Below are 14,185 nucleotides of genomic sequence, written 5' to 3' on the forward strand. Positions count from 1 at the left end.
GCCGCCTTCATCCATCTCTGCGGCGCAGGTCCCGCCACGGCCTACGCACGCCGCCACTTTCAGATGATCGCCGGCGAGCGGTGCGGCGACCACCTCGTCGCAAGCTATATCTCGGGGGTCAACGCGATGAAGCGGCGATTTCTGCGCCTTGCGGCGGATGACGGCAATTAACTAGCTCTTGTAGCTAGCTCCTGGCCGTCGCACCGGTGCCACCCGATTTACCACCAGTATGGCCACCGCCACCCCTCATAGCGGACCCACGACGACACATAGGGCGGGCCGTATGGATCGACCCGGTCGTCTTCAGGGCGATAACGATATCGTGGAACAATATAATAATCCCAGGGCGTTGGCCTCAACACGGGCGGCGGCGTAACAACAAGCCTCTGCCGTGGGACATCAACGACTTGGACCTTCCGCGTCCGGGCTTCAGCACCAGACGTCCCAAGGTTGCACAGCACCAGAGCCGTTCCGAGAGTGCACGCGACGGTCATTTTCTTCATGCGTTGGCCTCCTTGCCAAGAGAGTGCAAAAGGACTCAAAGCAAGGCAAGCTAATTCGCTCTCGAGTTGCTTGAAATGACGCTCTCGGCCTGGCGAACTTCGGCCGCCGCCCGCACCAAGCCAGCTTGTGGCCCGAAACGAATACTTGGGACGCGAAGCCCGATCCGCCCTACCCACTCCCTCAAGACCCATGCCAAGAAAGAGCAAGAGCATCGGTTCACGGCAATGATAGATCTCGCACACGTTCACCCCAACCGACGCAGTCTGCTGGAAGGATCATCATGAACGGCAATCGTTACTACGGCGTCCGCGTCGAGGGCGCGAAATACGGCGTGGGGTTCGGCTCGGCGCTCGCCATCGCGATCTCCTACACCAACAACCATTCGATCCTGTGGGCGATCATCCATGGGATCCTGGGCTGGCTCTACGTGATCTTTGTCGCGCTGTTTCGCTGATGACCGACGCCGCCTGGATGTTGCTGCAGCCACAGCATTGGCTAGACTTACTGCATCACGAGATCCTCATGGTGAGGATCACGGACGCGCGTCTCCGGACGATGCTTTGCATCGCCGGGCGAACCATGAAGGCCCGGCTCTCGCGTACGGCCATCCTTCGAGACGCCCGCTTGCCGCGGGCTCCTCAGGATCAGGCCGGGGCCTTGTGATGCAGTAGGGCTAGCCGGTTTTCCTGGCCCGCAACGCTTCGTGCGGGTGGCGACGATCGCCACGCTGATTTGACTTGCGAACGTAGGTGACGAGTGCCTCGGGGTTCTCGAGCTTGATCTTCAGCGCCGCGACCAATGCGTCCTCGGCTTCGATCGTGAGCGCCTTGGCACGCGCCCCGAGCTTCAACCCGACGGTATACGACGTCATGGCAGACTCCTCAGGTCCAGGCTTCCACCGTACCTCAATCGGCGTCGCTTCGGAACGGCCCTGCTCGCCCCATCGCTCTCGCCGCCGCGGGATCACGACTGTTCCTTCAGGTTCGGTGCGCCCAGCTCATCGAAACGAAAGAGCTGGAAGATGCGCTGGCCGTCGAAATCGAGGACCCTCAAATCATCGGTCTCCTGCAGATTGCTTTCGACCGCCTGAAAGTGCCCGCCGTAGCGCGCTCTCGCAAGTGACAAGGGAACCTCGAACGCGACGAACTTGCCGATCCCCTTGCCCCTGAGCACCTCAAGGAGCTTCTGGTCGTGCAGGGACTCGTGGGATGTAAGAATGAGCATCGGACCGCTCGCCGTGAGCAGCAACAGCGACTTCATCGGATCCTCCTTTGCAGAGGCGTAGCCCGGATGGAGCGCAGCGTAATCCGGGGATGGTACCGCAGGTGCCTGTCCCGGATTGCGCTTCACTCCATCCCGGCTACGCACGAACTCTTAGCCGTCGCACCGGCGCCACGATGCCATAATGCTCCTGTTTTGCCCGACGCGTCAAACGCTATTCGGTATCGCCGAAATCAAAATCCGTAGTGATTTCTACTTTGCATGGGGTTGTTTTCGATATTTTTGTCGGACGCGCTGTGCCGTCAATCAACCGTGACGCGAGAACCATGAGTTTCGCAACAGCACAACGCTGCACCGATCACGTCGGCCGCAATGTCGCCGCCAAATTCCCACGCTCCAATCCCCTTTGCTCCGATTTTCGTCGTCGTCGCCCACCACAAGAGCCGCGCAATGAAAAAGGGATCAACAGTTACTTCACTAGAGGGGACCAAAAGTGCCAGGCCGGTGCTTCGCTGCTTGGAGGACTCGTCACCCAGGACGAGTTGAACAATCTTTCGATCCCGCACGCCCTTGGGATCGAGCTCGACACGCATCAGTTGGCAGCCGCAACCGGACCGAACCATGCCGGTCAGTTTACCTTTCCGGCTGTATCTGCCGACGGCGACAGTGCCGCATCGTACACGGGAACGATACCGATGGGCGCGCACTTCGCACTCCCGCCGAACATTGATCTTGCGGCCGCGGGTCTCACCCCCGAAGGATTGGCGCTTGCAAAGGCCTATCAGACATACGGCGGCTATGTCGTCGACATGGCTGGCCACACAACGGCCCTGGCCCAGGTCGAGGCCACGCCGGAACAGCAAGCCACCTGTTTGCCGATATCAACTGGATACGCGACCACCTCGTCATGACGGTCGACCACGGCTCGGGAGCATCCAGCACAGCGCCACAGACCGATCCCGTCGCGCAGTCCGACACCGCACAGTCCGACACCGTCCAGACCGACACCGGCCAGGCGGCCGTTCCTGCCGATGCCGCAGGCGCCACAAGCCCCGCTCCGGCCGATACCGGCTCTGACGTTGCCACGACCCAGGACGCATCGGATCAGCCTGCAACGGCGGATGCCGCTACCTCAGTGGATCGGCCTCCGTCCGAACCAGCCGGGGCAACCGATCAAACTGCCCTCAACGGCGATGTCACGAATGCACACCACCACGCCGGCCGAGGCATGGGCGCGGCGCTCGCCTCGCTCGTTGAAGGCATCGGCAAAGCCGATCCAAATCAGATCTCGCTCCCGCATGCCCAGGCCATCGAACATGCCGCGCATCATTTCGCAGCAGATGGCGGCGGCGCCCCCTCCGCGGGTCCGATGCCAACGGGAGCGGACGCTGCATTCGCCCATCACCACGCGTTTTGGCACGCCTGGTGATTGCCCACCGATAGACGCGCTACAGGCCCCGGTCGCTCCGGGGCCTTTTTTTGTTAGCAAGCATAGATGGGGTAGCGAGGTCGCCACAATTTTTCCCTCGCGCCCGCGTTGTTTTGGAACGCGGCGAGAACTATCCTCTTTGGTGATCTCGGATTGCCGCGCTCATTCCGTTGACGCCAGACTGAATGGAGGTCGCATCGGTGCCTGAGACGCACGACCCGAAGCCGCAAGACCCGAAGCCAGACGCCCCGAAGCCGGACGCGCCGCGCGCCGATGGCGAGCTGGCGCGGGCTTATGAACGGATCAAGAGCGCCGAACAGGATCTTGCGCGGCTGGACCAGTTGGTTTCCGGATTGGAACGCGGCGACAGCCCGCCGACCCGCCCGATCAAGGCCGATGCGGAACGAAGCAACGTTCCCCCGGATAAGGCGCCAGCACCGGAAGGCAAGGTTCGCCATCAAGGCCTGAAAGGGGATCGGCCCATGCTGCGGGCCTTCGTCGCGGTGTTGTTGGCGATAGGCATCCTTGGCGCTGCGTTCGCCTCGCAATATCGCGATGAGGCGAAAGCGATCATGGCGCGATGGGCCCCGCCGGTCCCGACTCCGTCCCCGAAGGCGTCCGAAATTCACAGCTCGGCGCAGCCGCCAACAGTTCAGCTCGCGGCTGCGGATGAGCCGCCGTCCCTCCCCGCACCGCCGGCTCACAAGGAAGCGGAAAGCGCTCCGCCAGCCGGCGCGCCGTCGCCCGACCAGAGTTCCGCCGAGCTGGCGCAATCGCTCAAGACCATCACGCAGGAACTTGCGAGCATCAACGAGAAGCTCGAGCAACAGAAGAGCCGCAACGAGCAAACGCTTCGCGAGCAGGCCGACGCCATTCAGCAACTCAAGACGGCGCGGGAGCAAAGTGCCGGGGACAATGCGCGCCTCGCCGCTCAGGTCCAGGCACTGCAAGCGCAGCTTACCGCCCAATCCGCGAAATCCGCCACGCGGAGCGCGACGAACGATACAGTTGTGCGGCAGCAGCACTCGCCTGCAGCCGCACCTCCGCGGCCCAGGCGGCCGCGAGCCCCCTGGATGCCCCCGCCCTATATGGGCGATCCTTACGATCCGTATTGGTGAGTCCGGTAGGCGAACTACTCGCCGAGCAACGCGTCATACCCCGCCGCACTGAACGCCAGCAGACAAAAACCGTGCCCGAACGGATCGGCCAGCATGGCGATCCGGCCGTAGGGTGCCTCGCGCGCGGGCGCCTCCAAGATCGCGCCGGCGCGCAGGGCGCGCTCGACTGCGGCGTCGACATCGTCGACGACAACGTCGATGTGCAGCGGCGTCCAGTGCCGGTCGTAGCGGCGGCGGTCGTCGCCGGCACCTAACGTGCCCGCCTGTTTGGTCAGGAGATAGACCGGCGCCGGCCAGCCCAACAGCTCGACGAAGTCGGTGCCGAAGCGGCGGCCGACCGACAGGCCGAACGCGGCGGTGTAGAACGCCGCCGCCGTCTCGACATCGGGCACGTCGATATTGAGCAGGAAGGTCATTGCGGACTGGTCTCCCCGAAATAGCCCGTAGGATGAGTCGAGCCATGCGAGCCCATCATCGCTGCGCGCGACGATGACGCGGCTTCGCAAGCGATCAACCCATCCTACGAGTTATCACCCCAAAGAGACCAGACGTCTTAAGGCTGCGCCCCCTAAGACTATGCGCGTTCCGCCTCGCGCTCTTCCACAAGTTCCGGCTCGGAGGGCTCGTCGACCGAGACGTCCTTCATTCTGCGCTTGACCTGTTCGCATGTCTTGCGGACGTCTTCCGTGAAGAGCGCGCATTCTTCGATGCGCTTGAAGATCTTCCGCCCCTCTTCGCGATAGCCCGCTGCCGTTTCGCGCATGAAGGCAATCGCATCATGGACCTGGGCTGTCAGCGCCTCGCACTTTTGCGCGGCGTCGATCAGCTCCCTGCCCATGGCCTCGATCTCTTTTGCAGCGGATTCATAGTCGCGGATGACCGCCTCTGCACTGAGCGCGCCGACGCGTGTGACACCCTCGGTGTGTTCGACGTACTCCGGCAAAGCAATCGACGCGATTGAAGTTCCCGGGCGAACCGATGAAATGTCCGCCTCGAGTTGAACAAGGTTCACACCGTCCCGTCTGCGCAATTGTTCAACACCTGCCATGGTGATCTCCCAAATGAACGCTCCCGAACCCCAAAGAGCATTCAGTGTATTACGGGGGTAAGCGGTGTTCTAACCCCATATGTCGTTGACAGCCCCAGCTTTGCCATCTTTTCCCAATCGCCAACGCGGCACGCTGGGATAATGATGTCAGGGGTGCACAACCTCACCGAAAGGCGGGCCTTTTCCTCGCCAAGAACGTGAGCCACACCTCCCCTGCCCCTTCCAAATCTCTCCACACACCCGCCATCCCGATGACAAGGCGCAACCGCGATTCCGGCGAGAACGGAACGGAATCTGGCGGCTCAATTTTTATTGGGAGTATCGTTTCATGTTGAGTGCGGACGGGAACAAGCCGATGGGCAAGTCGAGCCAGCGCAAAGGCCGAAAGAAGGCCGGGGAGCGAACGAAAGCCGGCGAGCAGCAGCTCGCCAGGACTGACGAAATGCGGGCGGCGGAGGTTGGCCAAGAGATCGGCCAAGAGCATGAGATCGGCCAAGAGATTGGTCAGGAGATTGGTCAGGCGATCGGTCAAGAGACGAGCCCGGACATCAGTCCACCGGTCGCGTCGAATCCGCCCCCGGCTTTGCCGACGCAGACCCCGGCGAATGCACCGATCACCCCACTGGAACTCGCTGCGGTGAGCCCCCAGACGATCGCAACTGCCTACACCGACTACACCCTGAAGGCGCTCGAACAGAGCTGGGCGTTCGTCGGGAAGCTCGCGACCGCGCGGTCACCCGCCGAGGCTTTCGCATTTCAGATGGAGTTTGCGAGGGAAGCCCTCGAAACCTTCGTCGCGCAGTCGCGGAAGATTGGCGACCTGCAGGAGGAATTGGTCAAACAGCGTGTCATGAATTTCGAGGGCTGGGTGGCGAGGGTCACCCAAACCACGGTCGAGTTGCGCGCGACGCGTCACTAGCGCTAGCCTGCGCGGAACGGCCTGTCCGCCGTAGCTCGCGGAGCGAAGGCGGAAGCGAGACCCATCATTGCGGTTCGCGAAGATGGGTTTTCGCAAGAGCTCAACCCGTCCTACTCACTGCGCCTTGACGTCAGCCCGCTGGCCGCGCGCGGGCCGCCTTGCACCGGCGGCGTTCTCGGCCATGGGCTCTAGTGCTATCCTGGACGGAGGTCCGGCCGGCAGGCCCCCGGCCAATTCTGTGCGACGTTCAGACGCGCCTCGGCATGAAGGAGCGAGCGCATGACCAGCCACCTTCCACGCGTCCTGTTGGCCTGTACTGCCCCTGTGATGCTTCTGTTTGCGGTCTGCACAGCCAACGCCGCAGACGGCTGCGGTCCCGGCTGCCACGCCACCGTTTATGGCGCGTGTGTGGTCGATGGCTGGGGTACGGGGGCGCGTGTCTGGAATGAATGTCCGGCCACGTCTCGTGCACGTCCGCCTTGCGGCGGTTCGGATTATGTCTGGAGCTCTGGCAAGCGGGCTTGTTTCCCGAAGGTGAAGGACTGGGTTTGGAGTCCGGACGCCGCCTCGTGATTTTTCCCCTCACAGGATCTCGTAGACCGATACCTTGTCCGCGATTCCGCTCAGCGCCACGCTGCGGCGGGCTGGGTTGAGGCCGCTCGCCTCGAGCAGGGTGCGGGCCTCGGCATTGTCCACGACCGCTTCCGTGACCACGATCGCGCGCGAGGCAGCAAGGCCCTGGACGCGCGAGGCGATGTTCACGGTCTGCCCAAAATAATCCTGCTGGCCGTTGAGGGTGACCGCGAGGCAGGATCCTTCATGGATGCCCATCTTCAAAAGCAACCCCTGCTGCTGGCGCTGGGCCCCTAACTCGCTCATGGCCTCGCGCATGCGGATTGCGGCGGCGATCGCGCGGTCGGGGGTCTCGAAGGTGGCCATCACGGCATCGCCGATGGTCTTGACCACGGCGCCCTGCTCGGCCGCGATGATCTCCTGCAACAGGCGGAAATGCTCGTTGACGAGATCGAAGGCGACGAGGTCGCCGACATGCTCGTAGAGCCCGGTGGAGTCCTTGAGGTCCGAGAACAGGAACGTCAGGCTCAGGATCTTCAGGCGCTGGCCGATCGCGAGCGTGTCGGTACGATAGAGGTCGCGAAAGGTCTGGTTGGTGAGGAGGCGCTTGGCGGTGAGGCTCGGCTTGCGCCGCGTCAGGAGGTCGTCGAGCCGTTGGTTGGCGACCCATACCGCCGGTAGCACGCGCACGTCGGTACGATTCTCCAGGGCGAGCCGCAGCGAGCCCGGGCACAGGCTCACGGAATCGACGGGGACATCGGCTTTGTTGAAGATCAGCGACAGGTTCTGGCGCTCGCTGGTCTCCTCGCCCTTGACCTCGAGGAACTGCGCCGTATGCGTCACCGGATCGAACACGATCAACATGCCGGCCGGCACTTGCAGGGACAGGATCGCCCGCTCGCCCGGCGGCAGGTCGACAGTTTCCAGCGTGAGTTCGCGCAGGAGCCCGTCGAGGTCGGCGGGAAGATCGATGGCCGAGCTCCAGAACACCTGGCGATAATATTCGGCGAGCGACAGTTCGTCGGCATTGTGGGCCGCGATCTTGCGCACGCGCGGGCTGACGGCGAAGGTCACCTCGACCAGATTGTCGAGCGTCGTCTCGTAGCCCGCGGCGCAGAACGCGCAGTGATATTGCGGGCTGTTCACCGTCTTCAGGCTCTTGTTGGCGGACAGGACCCCGGCGCAGCTCGGGCAGATCACGCTCCAGGTCATCTCCAGTATGCCGAGCCCGACCGCATGCAACAACCCCGCGATCACCTGCTCCTCGCCGAGGCCGGCGCGGCCGGCGAGATCCAACGCATTCATCTTGCTCAAGGCGTGGTCCGGCGCCTCCCGCAGCATGCGCTCGAGCAGGTCGACGACCCCTTCGTCGGCCGACTGACGCAGGACACCAAACAAGGTCTCGATTTCGCTCATGCGTTGGTCTTAGCTGAAAGGGGGCCAGACGGAATCCGCTTCCCGTCAGGTATGCCCGGGAAGGCGAGGCACAACCCGTAGCAGCCGATTGCTGCGTCACGATGATGCGAGTTCAGTGGTCGTACGAACCGCCCCGGGCGTAGCCTGCCTACTTCAGAGGTAATTGCCGCCTCGAATAACAATCGCGGCAGGCGGGCCGGAAGTTTCGCTTGATTTGCGCGAATACGAACCTACGGTGCGGCGCGCCCAAAGGCGGGCGGGGAGCGAGCGATGAACGACGCGATGAAATGCCCGACGTGCAATTCCGAGCACGCCTATCAGGATCGCGATCTCTGGGTTTGCCCGGAATGCGGCCATGAATGGAGCGCTGCGGCGGACGCGGCCCCGCAGACCTCGCATGAGACCGGTGTGCGCGATGCGAACGGCAATCTGCTTGCCGATGGCGACAGCGTAGTCGTGATCAAGGACCTCAAGATCAAGGGATCGTCGTCGGTCGTCAAAGGCGGCACCAAAGTCAGGAACATCCGCTTGCAGGACGCGACCGACGGGCACAACATCGCCTGCAAGATCGACGGAATCGGCGCGATGAACCTGAAGTCGGAGTTCGTGAAGAAGGCGTAGATTCGTAGGGAGCCGCTCACGCGAACCTGTTCGCTGCCTCATTCCGAATCATCGGTGCGCGATCGTTCCCGCAGGCCGTCGCAGGCGACGCTCATCCGCCGAGCACGTGGCCCCAGCCGTCAAACACGAATCCCTTCCATGCAACGCTGCCATCGCCGAGCGGCCTGCTCGCACGGCGATAGTCGTCAGCTTCCTCAGCAGTCCAGGTGATGATCGTGTCCGATGGGCGGTCGTGCAGAATGGCGGGCTCGGCAGGATCGAAATCCCGCATGGGGCGGAGCGAAGAATGCGTCATGGACGACTAACGCCCCGGCTTGCGCTGGGTTGCATGCGAGCTGCACTTCTCAAGGCTGAGGAGCGATCGACCGAGCAACGATCTACTTCAACGCCGTGGCGAGCGAGGTGAGTTTTGCGACGAGGTTGATGCCGAGCGCATAGATCACTTCGATGATGGCAAGCGCGATGCCGGCAGCGATCAGGCCGTACTCGATGGCGGTGGCGCCGCTTTCATCGGCGATGAACCTGGTGATGATGCCCTTCAATGTCAGTTCCTTCCCACTTCAGTCGTAGGTTGTCGGTGCGGGGAGGAATGCCGGACTACAATCCAAGATTGAGTAAATGTCACTTGATCAATTTGACGGGAAATCGCGCGGAAGCCATGCCAAACAAAAAAGCCCGCGACGATGTCGCGGGCTTCTGCAATTCGAAAGCGCCTGATCTCAGCGCGCGCGGCCTTCGGTCTGGCCCGGCACAGCGGCGGCAGTCGACAGCTTGCGGGGCGTCAGAACCTTGAGCTGATGCGGCGTGGCGGCATTGCCCGAGGCCTGCGCCTGCCCCTGGACGTGGGAGCCGCCGAGTACAGCAACCTGAACCGGCGAGATCGGCAGCCCGGCCGCCTCATAGGTCGGCAGCTCGGCGGAAAAGCTGGCCGTGACGCCGGCGAGCGAGAGGGCAGCGACGGCTGCAATGGTATACGAAATTCTCTTCACACCGATTCTCCTGGGTAGTGCGTTGAGAACGTGACCTAGTCAGCATTGTTGCGCCGCACCAGTCACCATGTTGCATTGCAACAATGCAGATTTCACGGATCACGTTTGAGGCAATCCCTCAGCGATCCCGCCGAAAAAGTTCCCATTCGTTGCCCCGCGGGCACAGTTTTCCAAAAAACGCCCGCCCTCCCCCTCCTGCGCCATTGCGCGGCCACATCTCGCCCCGAACAATCAAGGTTGCCGCGTGGCTAGCTGTGCAAACCGGCTCGGACAGAGCCTTTGGAGGCTGGGGTCATGGACGATCGGCGATCTCTCCTGGTGGCGGTCTCATGCCCATCGGCCGTTGTCGTGGGCTGGCTTGCACTTTCGCTGTCCGCCTATGCGCCGGCCCTCATCGAGAGCAGCGGTGCCGACGCCGCCGCCGAAATCCGCGCAAAGTCCTCCGCTGCCAACGTTGAGCGTGCCGATGTTCCACAGGCTGCGGTGATCGACGCCCCTGCCGCCGCAAGCGCCGACGTCGCGGTCGCCCTGCCTCCGCCGCCGAGCACAGAGACCGCCGCAACGGAGACTGCGACGACGCCCGATACCGCCGAGCCGGCCGTGAAGCTTGCCTCGGCCGACCCGGCGCAGATCCTGCCGGCGGAAGCGCCGCCTCCTGCGGTTGCAGACATCCCGGCCCAAGCGAGCAGCGAATCCGCGCCGGCTCAAGCGAGCAACGAAGCGGTCCCTGCCGAAGCGCCTGCGATCAAGCTCGCATCCTCAGATCCCACGGAAATCGTGCCGGACGGCGCGCCGCTATCACCCGCGGCCATCGAGAGCGCGCCGGCTGCGAGCGAGAGCAAGGCAACGCCTCCTGCCGACACCGTCGCGGTCCTTGACGAATGCTTCGTCATCGACGCCTGCATCGACCGCTATCTGTGGGCGCTCTATCAGCGCACGCCCAAGGAGGATTCGATCAAGGTGCAAGAGCGCCGGGCCGTCAGCGTTAAACGCAGGGGCAAGACAGTCACGGTGATGCGGTCCTTCACCAAGCTCGTCGACGAGGATTTCGCCTGGAAGGATCCGAAGGCGGCCGACCATGCCGGCATGTCGATGATGGACTACGTGATCGGCGGCATGGATCGCAGCTTCAAGCGCAAGCTGTTTCGCGCGCTGCTTGCGGCCGAAGCCGCCGGCCTGTCACCCGGCATCACCAGCGCGTTCCGCGACGACTATCGTCAGTCAATCGCCAGCGGCCTCAAGGCGGCTTCCGACCGGTCGTATCACGGCGGCAGCTTCCGCGGCGGCTACGGTCATGGGCTCGCGGCTGACGTCGTGAGTACCAAGGGTGACAACCGCGCGCAGCGCTGGACCTCGACCGAGGTGCTGTGGAAATGGATCGATGCCAACGGCAAGGCGCTCGGCATCGGCCGTCCCTATCTCGACCGCGATCCCCCGCATGTCGGTCCCATCGACGGCCAGGAATACATCTCGCGCCGTGGCACGGGCGAGCGCCAAATCGCCGCGAACGCGAAGGCCCACGCGGCGTCGAAGAAGGCGAAGATGCACAGCGCGCGTGAACGAAGCTCGGCGAAGCCGCAGAAGTCGGCTCGCGCGTCCAAGGGACGGACGATCTGAGCCGAAGCCGGGCGCGCCTTACGCGTCAGGTGGTGTCGTGGGCAGCGGAACGAGCCGCATCTCCGCTGATCCCTCCTGCTGCGTGCGCACCAGCACGGCGAACACAGTCTGCACCGCCAGACGCACGGCCTTTTCGACGGCTGCGCCCTTGGCAAGATGGGCTGCGATCAGGCCGGTCAGGAGATCGCCGGTACCGTAGGGGCGGATCGGCAGGCGCGCCGTCGCAAAGCGCGACATTTGTCCGCCCGAAGAGAGAATCGTCTCGACCTGCCCCGCTGCCGTGTCGGCGAGCTCGCAACCGGTGGCGACAACGCCGGTCCGGCCCTGCCCGGCAATCGCCGTGCTCGCGGCGCGCAAACCCTGCACATCCATCACCTTGACGCCGGAGAGCAGCTCGAGCTCGAACTGATTGGGCGTAACAAGCGTTGCAGCCGGCAACAACCGGTGACGGAGCACGTCCAGGATGCCCTCCGCCACGTAGATCCGGCCGTCATCCCCGATCACGGGGTCGCAGAGATAAGTGAGCTTCGAATTCGACCGCAACGCGCGCTCGACGAAATCGGCGATGACGGCGGCATTGGCCGGTGAGCCGAGATAACCGGTCACGAGCACGGCGGCCTGCTCGACCAGCCCGCGCTCCTCGACGCCTTTGAGCAGGTCGGCCACCAACTCGGCCTCGAGCACCCGCCCGTGCAGGCTTGGATAGCGCGGATGGTTCGACAAGAGCGTCGTCGGCACCGCGGCGACATTCACGCCCTCCGCCTGCATGGGATAGACGGCCGCGCTATTGCCGACATGGCCGTGGACCACCTGGCTCTGAATGGAGATGACGAGCATGGTGAGGTCCGTAAGGTCAATCAGGCCGCCGCGCAAGGGGGCCTGTCGTGGGCTCGTCACTCGCATGTGATATGAGCCCCTGATGTAGCCAGTCAAGCAAACGCCATATTGCGGTTAAACATACCTACCGCGCGGTATCTTTTCCGCAAAACTCCCGAATCTGTCATGACCTCCGCCTTCAACGCCTACGCAGCGCTCGCCCTCGCCATCATCTTCGAGGTCACCGCATCCGCCTTCCTGCAGCACTCCGCGCAGTTCACGCGCCCGTGGCCGACGCTGGCGATGGTGTTGTTCTACGTGGCCTCGTTTTACGCGTTGTCGGTCGCGATCCGGGTCATCCCCCTGAGCATCGCCTATGCGATATGGGGCGGCGTCGGCATCATCCTGACGGCCACGGTCTCCTTCGTGCTGTTCCGCCAGATGCTGGACGCCGCGGCCTTCGTCGGCATTGCGCTGATCGTGTCCGGGGTCGTGATCATCAACCTGTTCTCGGAGACGACGGTGCACTGATGCCGGGCAGCGCCCACACTCGCGCCAAGCAGCCAGAGCAGGTGCGGCGCGCCCTGCTCGACCGTGCGGCGGCGATCGCCATGGATCATGGCGTGTCCGGCGTCACGGTGCAGGCGGTGGCGGCGGCGGCCGGAGTTACCAAGGGCGGGTTGTTCCATCATTTCGCGAGCAAGCAGGCGCTGATCGAAGGCCTGTTCGCCGATCTCCTGGCCCGCGTCGATGCCGAGATCGACGCCGCCATCGCCGCGGATCCGAAGCCGCGCGGCAGCTTCACGCGCGCTTACGTGAACGCAGTGTTTACCGGCAAGGCCTTCGGCTTCCATACGCCCTGGGCGGCGCTGAGCATGGTCGTCGTCACCGATCCGCCACTGCGCCAGCTCTGGAACGACTGGATGAAGGCGCGCCTGAAGCGCCATCGCACAACCGACGGCGCGCCAGAACTCCACGTCGTACGCCTCGCCGCCGACGGCGCCTGGCTGTCTCACGTCACCACCGGGCAGACCCGCATGAGCGCGGACCTGCGCGCCGTGCACGGCCGGTTGCTGGCGCAAACCTATCGGCGCACGTAGCGGCTTTGCCCTCAAGGCCGTTCCGTAGGGTGGGTTAGCCGAAGGCGTAACCCACCACTTCCGTCGCCACGCGCGAAGAGGTGGGTTACGCTTCGCTACCCCACCCTACACATCTCACTAATGATCCTGCACGGGTCGAGGCGGACGCGGCGTAGAGCGCGGCGAGCGCGCCGCAGGCTTGGTTGCTGTGCGCGGGGCGGTATCGACGGATTCCAGATACGAGGCGAGCGCCTTGGCAGAGTCGGAACTGGTCGCGTAGTGGTCCTTCAGGAACCAGGTGAGCGTCAGACTGAAGCGCCCCTTTGCAAGCCCACGAGGGCTGCGATGACAGGTCGCGCAGCCGTCCGCGAAAAGCTTGGCCGGGGATTTGCCGGCGTCGAGATTTTGCGCGGATGCCACAGTCGCCGCCAGCACGACGGCGGCGGCAAGAGTCACAAGAGGCGCGATGCGATCGCGCCCCGGCCGAAATAGCGTTATCAACGTCGTCCCCTAACCCCGCCGCGCGGTCACGCCGCCAGCAATTGATCGAATTCGCTCGGCGCGTACGCCTTGCCGTCCTCATCGGTGATGACGACCCGCCATCCCTCGCTTGCCCACACCCTCGCCTTTGCCACGATCAGGAGCCGGCTCTCGCGCGCAAAACTGTACTTCTCGTTGTCGCGTTCTGCGACCATTTTGTAGGCCAATGCGCATCCCCTAGCGTTGCTCTGCACCCTGCCCGTCGTGGCAGCGGGCTTTGGCGGCAATTCGCCGGACATGTGGCAATTTGGTGCAGTCCACGGCAGCATTGTGGACCCGCGTCGGTTCAGATGGT

The 14,185-nt window shown here is 63.7% G+C and carries 20 protein-coding genes and 1 pseudogene; 9 read left to right on the forward strand and 12 right to left on the reverse strand.

Features of this window, described 5'->3' with window-relative positions:
- Both MTX21_RS07375 and MTX21_RS07380 read left to right on the forward strand, forming a co-directional pair.
- Positions 1–171, forward strand: a pseudogene (locus MTX21_RS07375) (lytic transglycosylase domain-containing protein); the annotation flags it as partial.
- A 613-nt stretch (positions 172–784) separates the two neighbouring features.
- Entirely contained in the window at positions 785–958 is a 174-nt protein-coding gene (locus tag MTX21_RS07380) for a hypothetical protein (RefSeq protein ID WP_018644642.1), read from the forward strand.
- 219 nt (positions 959–1,177) lie between these two features.
- On the opposite strand, the gene MTX21_RS07385 is transcribed toward MTX21_RS07380, so the two are convergent.
- Positions 1,178–1,375, reverse strand: coding sequence for a hypothetical protein (locus MTX21_RS07385; RefSeq protein ID WP_280964158.1), 198 nt, complete (start codon positions 1,373–1,375; stop codon positions 1,178–1,180).
- A gap of 92 nt (positions 1,376–1,467) precedes the next feature.
- Complete coding sequence (locus tag MTX21_RS07390) at positions 1,468–1,764, reverse strand: cytosolic protein (RefSeq protein ID WP_280964159.1); 297 nt, start codon at positions 1,762–1,764, stop codon at positions 1,468–1,470.
- 287 nt (positions 1,765–2,051) lie between these two features.
- Here MTX21_RS07390 and MTX21_RS07395 point away from each other — a divergent pair, with 287 nt between their 5' ends.
- A complete protein-coding gene (locus MTX21_RS07395) occupies positions 2,052–2,636 on the forward strand; it encodes a hypothetical protein (protein ID WP_280964160.1) in 585 nt (194 codons plus the stop codon).
- Between the two features lie 221 nt (positions 2,637–2,857).
- Here the strand turns inward: MTX21_RS07395 and MTX21_RS07400 are convergent, their stop codons facing one another.
- Positions 2,858–3,043 (reverse strand): hypothetical protein, encoded by a 186-nt coding sequence (locus tag MTX21_RS07400; protein ID WP_280964161.1) that lies wholly within the window; start codon positions 3,041–3,043, stop codon positions 2,858–2,860.
- A 311-nt stretch (positions 3,044–3,354) separates the two neighbouring features.
- Here MTX21_RS07400 and MTX21_RS07405 point away from each other — a divergent pair, with 311 nt between their 5' ends.
- Complete coding sequence (locus MTX21_RS07405) at positions 3,355–4,272, forward strand: hypothetical protein (RefSeq protein WP_280964162.1); 918 nt, start codon at positions 3,355–3,357, stop codon at positions 4,270–4,272.
- Positions 4,273–4,286: 14 nt separating this feature from the next.
- On the opposite strand, the gene MTX21_RS07410 is transcribed toward MTX21_RS07405, so the two are convergent.
- Positions 4,287–4,688: a VOC family protein gene (locus tag MTX21_RS07410; RefSeq protein ID WP_280964163.1), complete on the reverse strand. Its 402-nt coding sequence runs from the start codon at positions 4,686–4,688 to the stop codon at positions 4,287–4,289.
- Positions 4,689–4,846: 158 nt separating this feature from the next.
- Entirely contained in the window at positions 4,847–5,320 is a 474-nt protein-coding gene (locus MTX21_RS07415) for a hypothetical protein (RefSeq protein ID WP_280964164.1), read from the reverse strand.
- Between the two features lie 328 nt (positions 5,321–5,648).
- Between MTX21_RS07415 and MTX21_RS07420 the strand changes: the two genes are divergently transcribed.
- Positions 5,649–6,239, forward strand: coding sequence for a phasin family protein (locus MTX21_RS07420; protein WP_280964165.1), 591 nt, complete (start codon positions 5,649–5,651; stop codon positions 6,237–6,239).
- A 582-nt stretch (positions 6,240–6,821) separates the two neighbouring features.
- Here MTX21_RS07420 and MTX21_RS07425 read toward each other — a convergent pair.
- The gene (locus MTX21_RS07425) at positions 6,822–8,228 is read right to left on the reverse strand and encodes an adenylate/guanylate cyclase domain-containing protein (RefSeq protein WP_280964166.1); all 1,407 of its coding nucleotides are present in this window, start codon (positions 8,226–8,228) and stop codon (positions 6,822–6,824) included.
- A gap of 270 nt (positions 8,229–8,498) precedes the next feature.
- On the opposite strand from MTX21_RS07425, the gene MTX21_RS07430 reads away from it, so the two are divergent.
- Complete coding sequence (locus MTX21_RS07430; RefSeq protein ID WP_280964167.1) at positions 8,499–8,849, forward strand: zinc ribbon domain-containing protein YjdM; 351 nt, start codon at positions 8,499–8,501, stop codon at positions 8,847–8,849.
- Positions 8,850–8,940: 91 nt separating this feature from the next.
- Here the strand turns inward: MTX21_RS07430 and MTX21_RS07435 are convergent, their stop codons facing one another.
- From MTX21_RS07435 to MTX21_RS07445, 3 genes are all read right to left on the reverse strand, one after another.
- Positions 8,941–9,144 carry a hypothetical protein gene (locus MTX21_RS07435; protein WP_280964168.1) on the reverse strand — a complete coding sequence of 68 codons (204 nt, stop codon included), beginning with the start codon at positions 9,142–9,144 and terminating at the stop codon, positions 8,941–8,943.
- 82 nt (positions 9,145–9,226) lie between these two features.
- On the reverse strand, positions 9,227–9,391 hold the full coding sequence (locus tag MTX21_RS07440) for a Flp family type IVb pilin (protein WP_280964169.1): 165 nt from the start codon (positions 9,389–9,391) through the stop codon (positions 9,227–9,229).
- A 177-nt stretch (positions 9,392–9,568) separates the two neighbouring features.
- Positions 9,569–9,838: a hypothetical protein gene (locus MTX21_RS07445; protein ID WP_280964170.1), complete on the reverse strand. Its 270-nt coding sequence runs from the start codon at positions 9,836–9,838 to the stop codon at positions 9,569–9,571.
- A 294-nt stretch (positions 9,839–10,132) separates the two neighbouring features.
- On the opposite strand from MTX21_RS07445, the gene MTX21_RS07450 reads away from it, so the two are divergent.
- Positions 10,133–11,455 carry a hypothetical protein gene (locus MTX21_RS07450; RefSeq protein ID WP_280964171.1) on the forward strand — a complete coding sequence of 441 codons (1,323 nt, stop codon included), beginning with the start codon at positions 10,133–10,135 and terminating at the stop codon, positions 11,453–11,455.
- An 18-nt stretch (positions 11,456–11,473) separates the two neighbouring features.
- On the opposite strand, the gene pdxY is transcribed toward MTX21_RS07450, so the two are convergent.
- Entirely contained in the window at positions 11,474–12,292 is an 819-nt protein-coding gene (gene pdxY / locus MTX21_RS07455) for a pyridoxal kinase (RefSeq protein ID WP_280970993.1), read from the reverse strand.
- A 165-nt stretch (positions 12,293–12,457) separates the two neighbouring features.
- On the opposite strand from pdxY, the gene MTX21_RS07460 reads away from it, so the two are divergent.
- Both MTX21_RS07460 and MTX21_RS07465 read left to right on the forward strand, forming a co-directional pair.
- Complete coding sequence (locus tag MTX21_RS07460) at positions 12,458–12,802, forward strand: multidrug efflux SMR transporter (RefSeq protein ID WP_280964172.1); 345 nt, start codon at positions 12,458–12,460, stop codon at positions 12,800–12,802.
- On the forward strand, positions 12,802–13,371 hold the full coding sequence (locus MTX21_RS07465) for a TetR family transcriptional regulator (protein WP_280964173.1): 570 nt from the start codon (positions 12,802–12,804) through the stop codon (positions 13,369–13,371). The genes MTX21_RS07460 and MTX21_RS07465 overlap by 1 nt, the downstream gene beginning before the upstream one ends.
- Positions 13,372–13,488: 117 nt before the next feature.
- On the opposite strand, the gene MTX21_RS07470 is transcribed toward MTX21_RS07465, so the two are convergent.
- Together MTX21_RS07470 and MTX21_RS07475 are read right to left on the reverse strand one after the other, a co-directional pair.
- Positions 13,489–13,806 carry a hypothetical protein gene (locus MTX21_RS07470; RefSeq protein ID WP_280970994.1) on the reverse strand — a complete coding sequence of 106 codons (318 nt, stop codon included), beginning with the start codon at positions 13,804–13,806 and terminating at the stop codon, positions 13,489–13,491.
- Positions 13,807–13,877: 71 nt separating this feature from the next.
- The gene (locus MTX21_RS07475; RefSeq protein WP_341510384.1) at positions 13,878–14,084 is read right to left on the reverse strand and encodes a hypothetical protein; all 207 of its coding nucleotides are present in this window, start codon (positions 14,082–14,084) and stop codon (positions 13,878–13,880) included.
- Between the last annotated feature and the right edge of the window lie 101 nt (positions 14,085–14,185).

The organism is Bradyrhizobium sp. ISRA430 (assembly GCF_029909975.1).
Classification (GTDB): domain Bacteria; phylum Pseudomonadota; class Alphaproteobacteria; order Rhizobiales; family Xanthobacteraceae; genus Bradyrhizobium.

What these genes read in the sequence shown, in the direction of transcription:
- MTX21_RS07385 (WP_280964158.1), bottom strand. Translation starts at nt 1,375, where the DNA reads ATGACGTCGTATACCGTCGGGTTGAAGCTCGGGGCGCGTGCCAAGGCG.
- pdxY (WP_280970993.1), bottom strand. Translation starts at nt 12,292, where the DNA reads ATGCTCGTCATCTCCATTCAGAGCCAGGTGGTCCACGGCCATGTCGGC.
- MTX21_RS07400 (WP_280964161.1), bottom strand. Translation starts at nt 3,043, where the DNA reads ATGTTCGATGGCCTGGGCATGCGGGAGCGAGATCTGATTTGGATCGGC.
- MTX21_RS07380 (WP_018644642.1), top strand. Translation starts at nt 785, where the DNA reads ATGAACGGCAATCGTTACTACGGCGTCCGCGTCGAGGGCGCGAAATAC.
- MTX21_RS07450 (WP_280964171.1), top strand. Translation starts at nt 10,133, where the DNA reads ATGGACGATCGGCGATCTCTCCTGGTGGCGGTCTCATGCCCATCGGCC.
- MTX21_RS07435 (WP_280964168.1), bottom strand. Translation starts at nt 9,144, where the DNA reads ATGACGCATTCTTCGCTCCGCCCCATGCGGGATTTCGATCCTGCCGAG.
- MTX21_RS07420 (WP_280964165.1), top strand. Translation starts at nt 5,649, where the DNA reads ATGTTGAGTGCGGACGGGAACAAGCCGATGGGCAAGTCGAGCCAGCGC.
- MTX21_RS07460 (WP_280964172.1), top strand. Translation starts at nt 12,458, where the DNA reads ATGACCTCCGCCTTCAACGCCTACGCAGCGCTCGCCCTCGCCATCATC.
- MTX21_RS07395 (WP_280964160.1), top strand. Translation starts at nt 2,052, where the DNA reads ATGAGTTTCGCAACAGCACAACGCTGCACCGATCACGTCGGCCGCAAT.
- MTX21_RS07415 (WP_280964164.1), bottom strand. Translation starts at nt 5,320, where the DNA reads ATGGCAGGTGTTGAACAATTGCGCAGACGGGACGGTGTGAACCTTGTT.
- MTX21_RS07390 (WP_280964159.1), bottom strand. Translation starts at nt 1,764, where the DNA reads ATGAAGTCGCTGTTGCTGCTCACGGCGAGCGGTCCGATGCTCATTCTT.
- MTX21_RS07425 (WP_280964166.1), bottom strand. Translation starts at nt 8,228, where the DNA reads ATGAGCGAAATCGAGACCTTGTTTGGTGTCCTGCGTCAGTCGGCCGAC.
- MTX21_RS07410 (WP_280964163.1), bottom strand. Translation starts at nt 4,688, where the DNA reads ATGACCTTCCTGCTCAATATCGACGTGCCCGATGTCGAGACGGCGGCG.
- MTX21_RS07430 (WP_280964167.1), top strand. Translation starts at nt 8,499, where the DNA reads ATGAACGACGCGATGAAATGCCCGACGTGCAATTCCGAGCACGCCTAT.
- MTX21_RS07465 (WP_280964173.1), top strand. Translation starts at nt 12,802, where the DNA reads ATGCCGGGCAGCGCCCACACTCGCGCCAAGCAGCCAGAGCAGGTGCGG.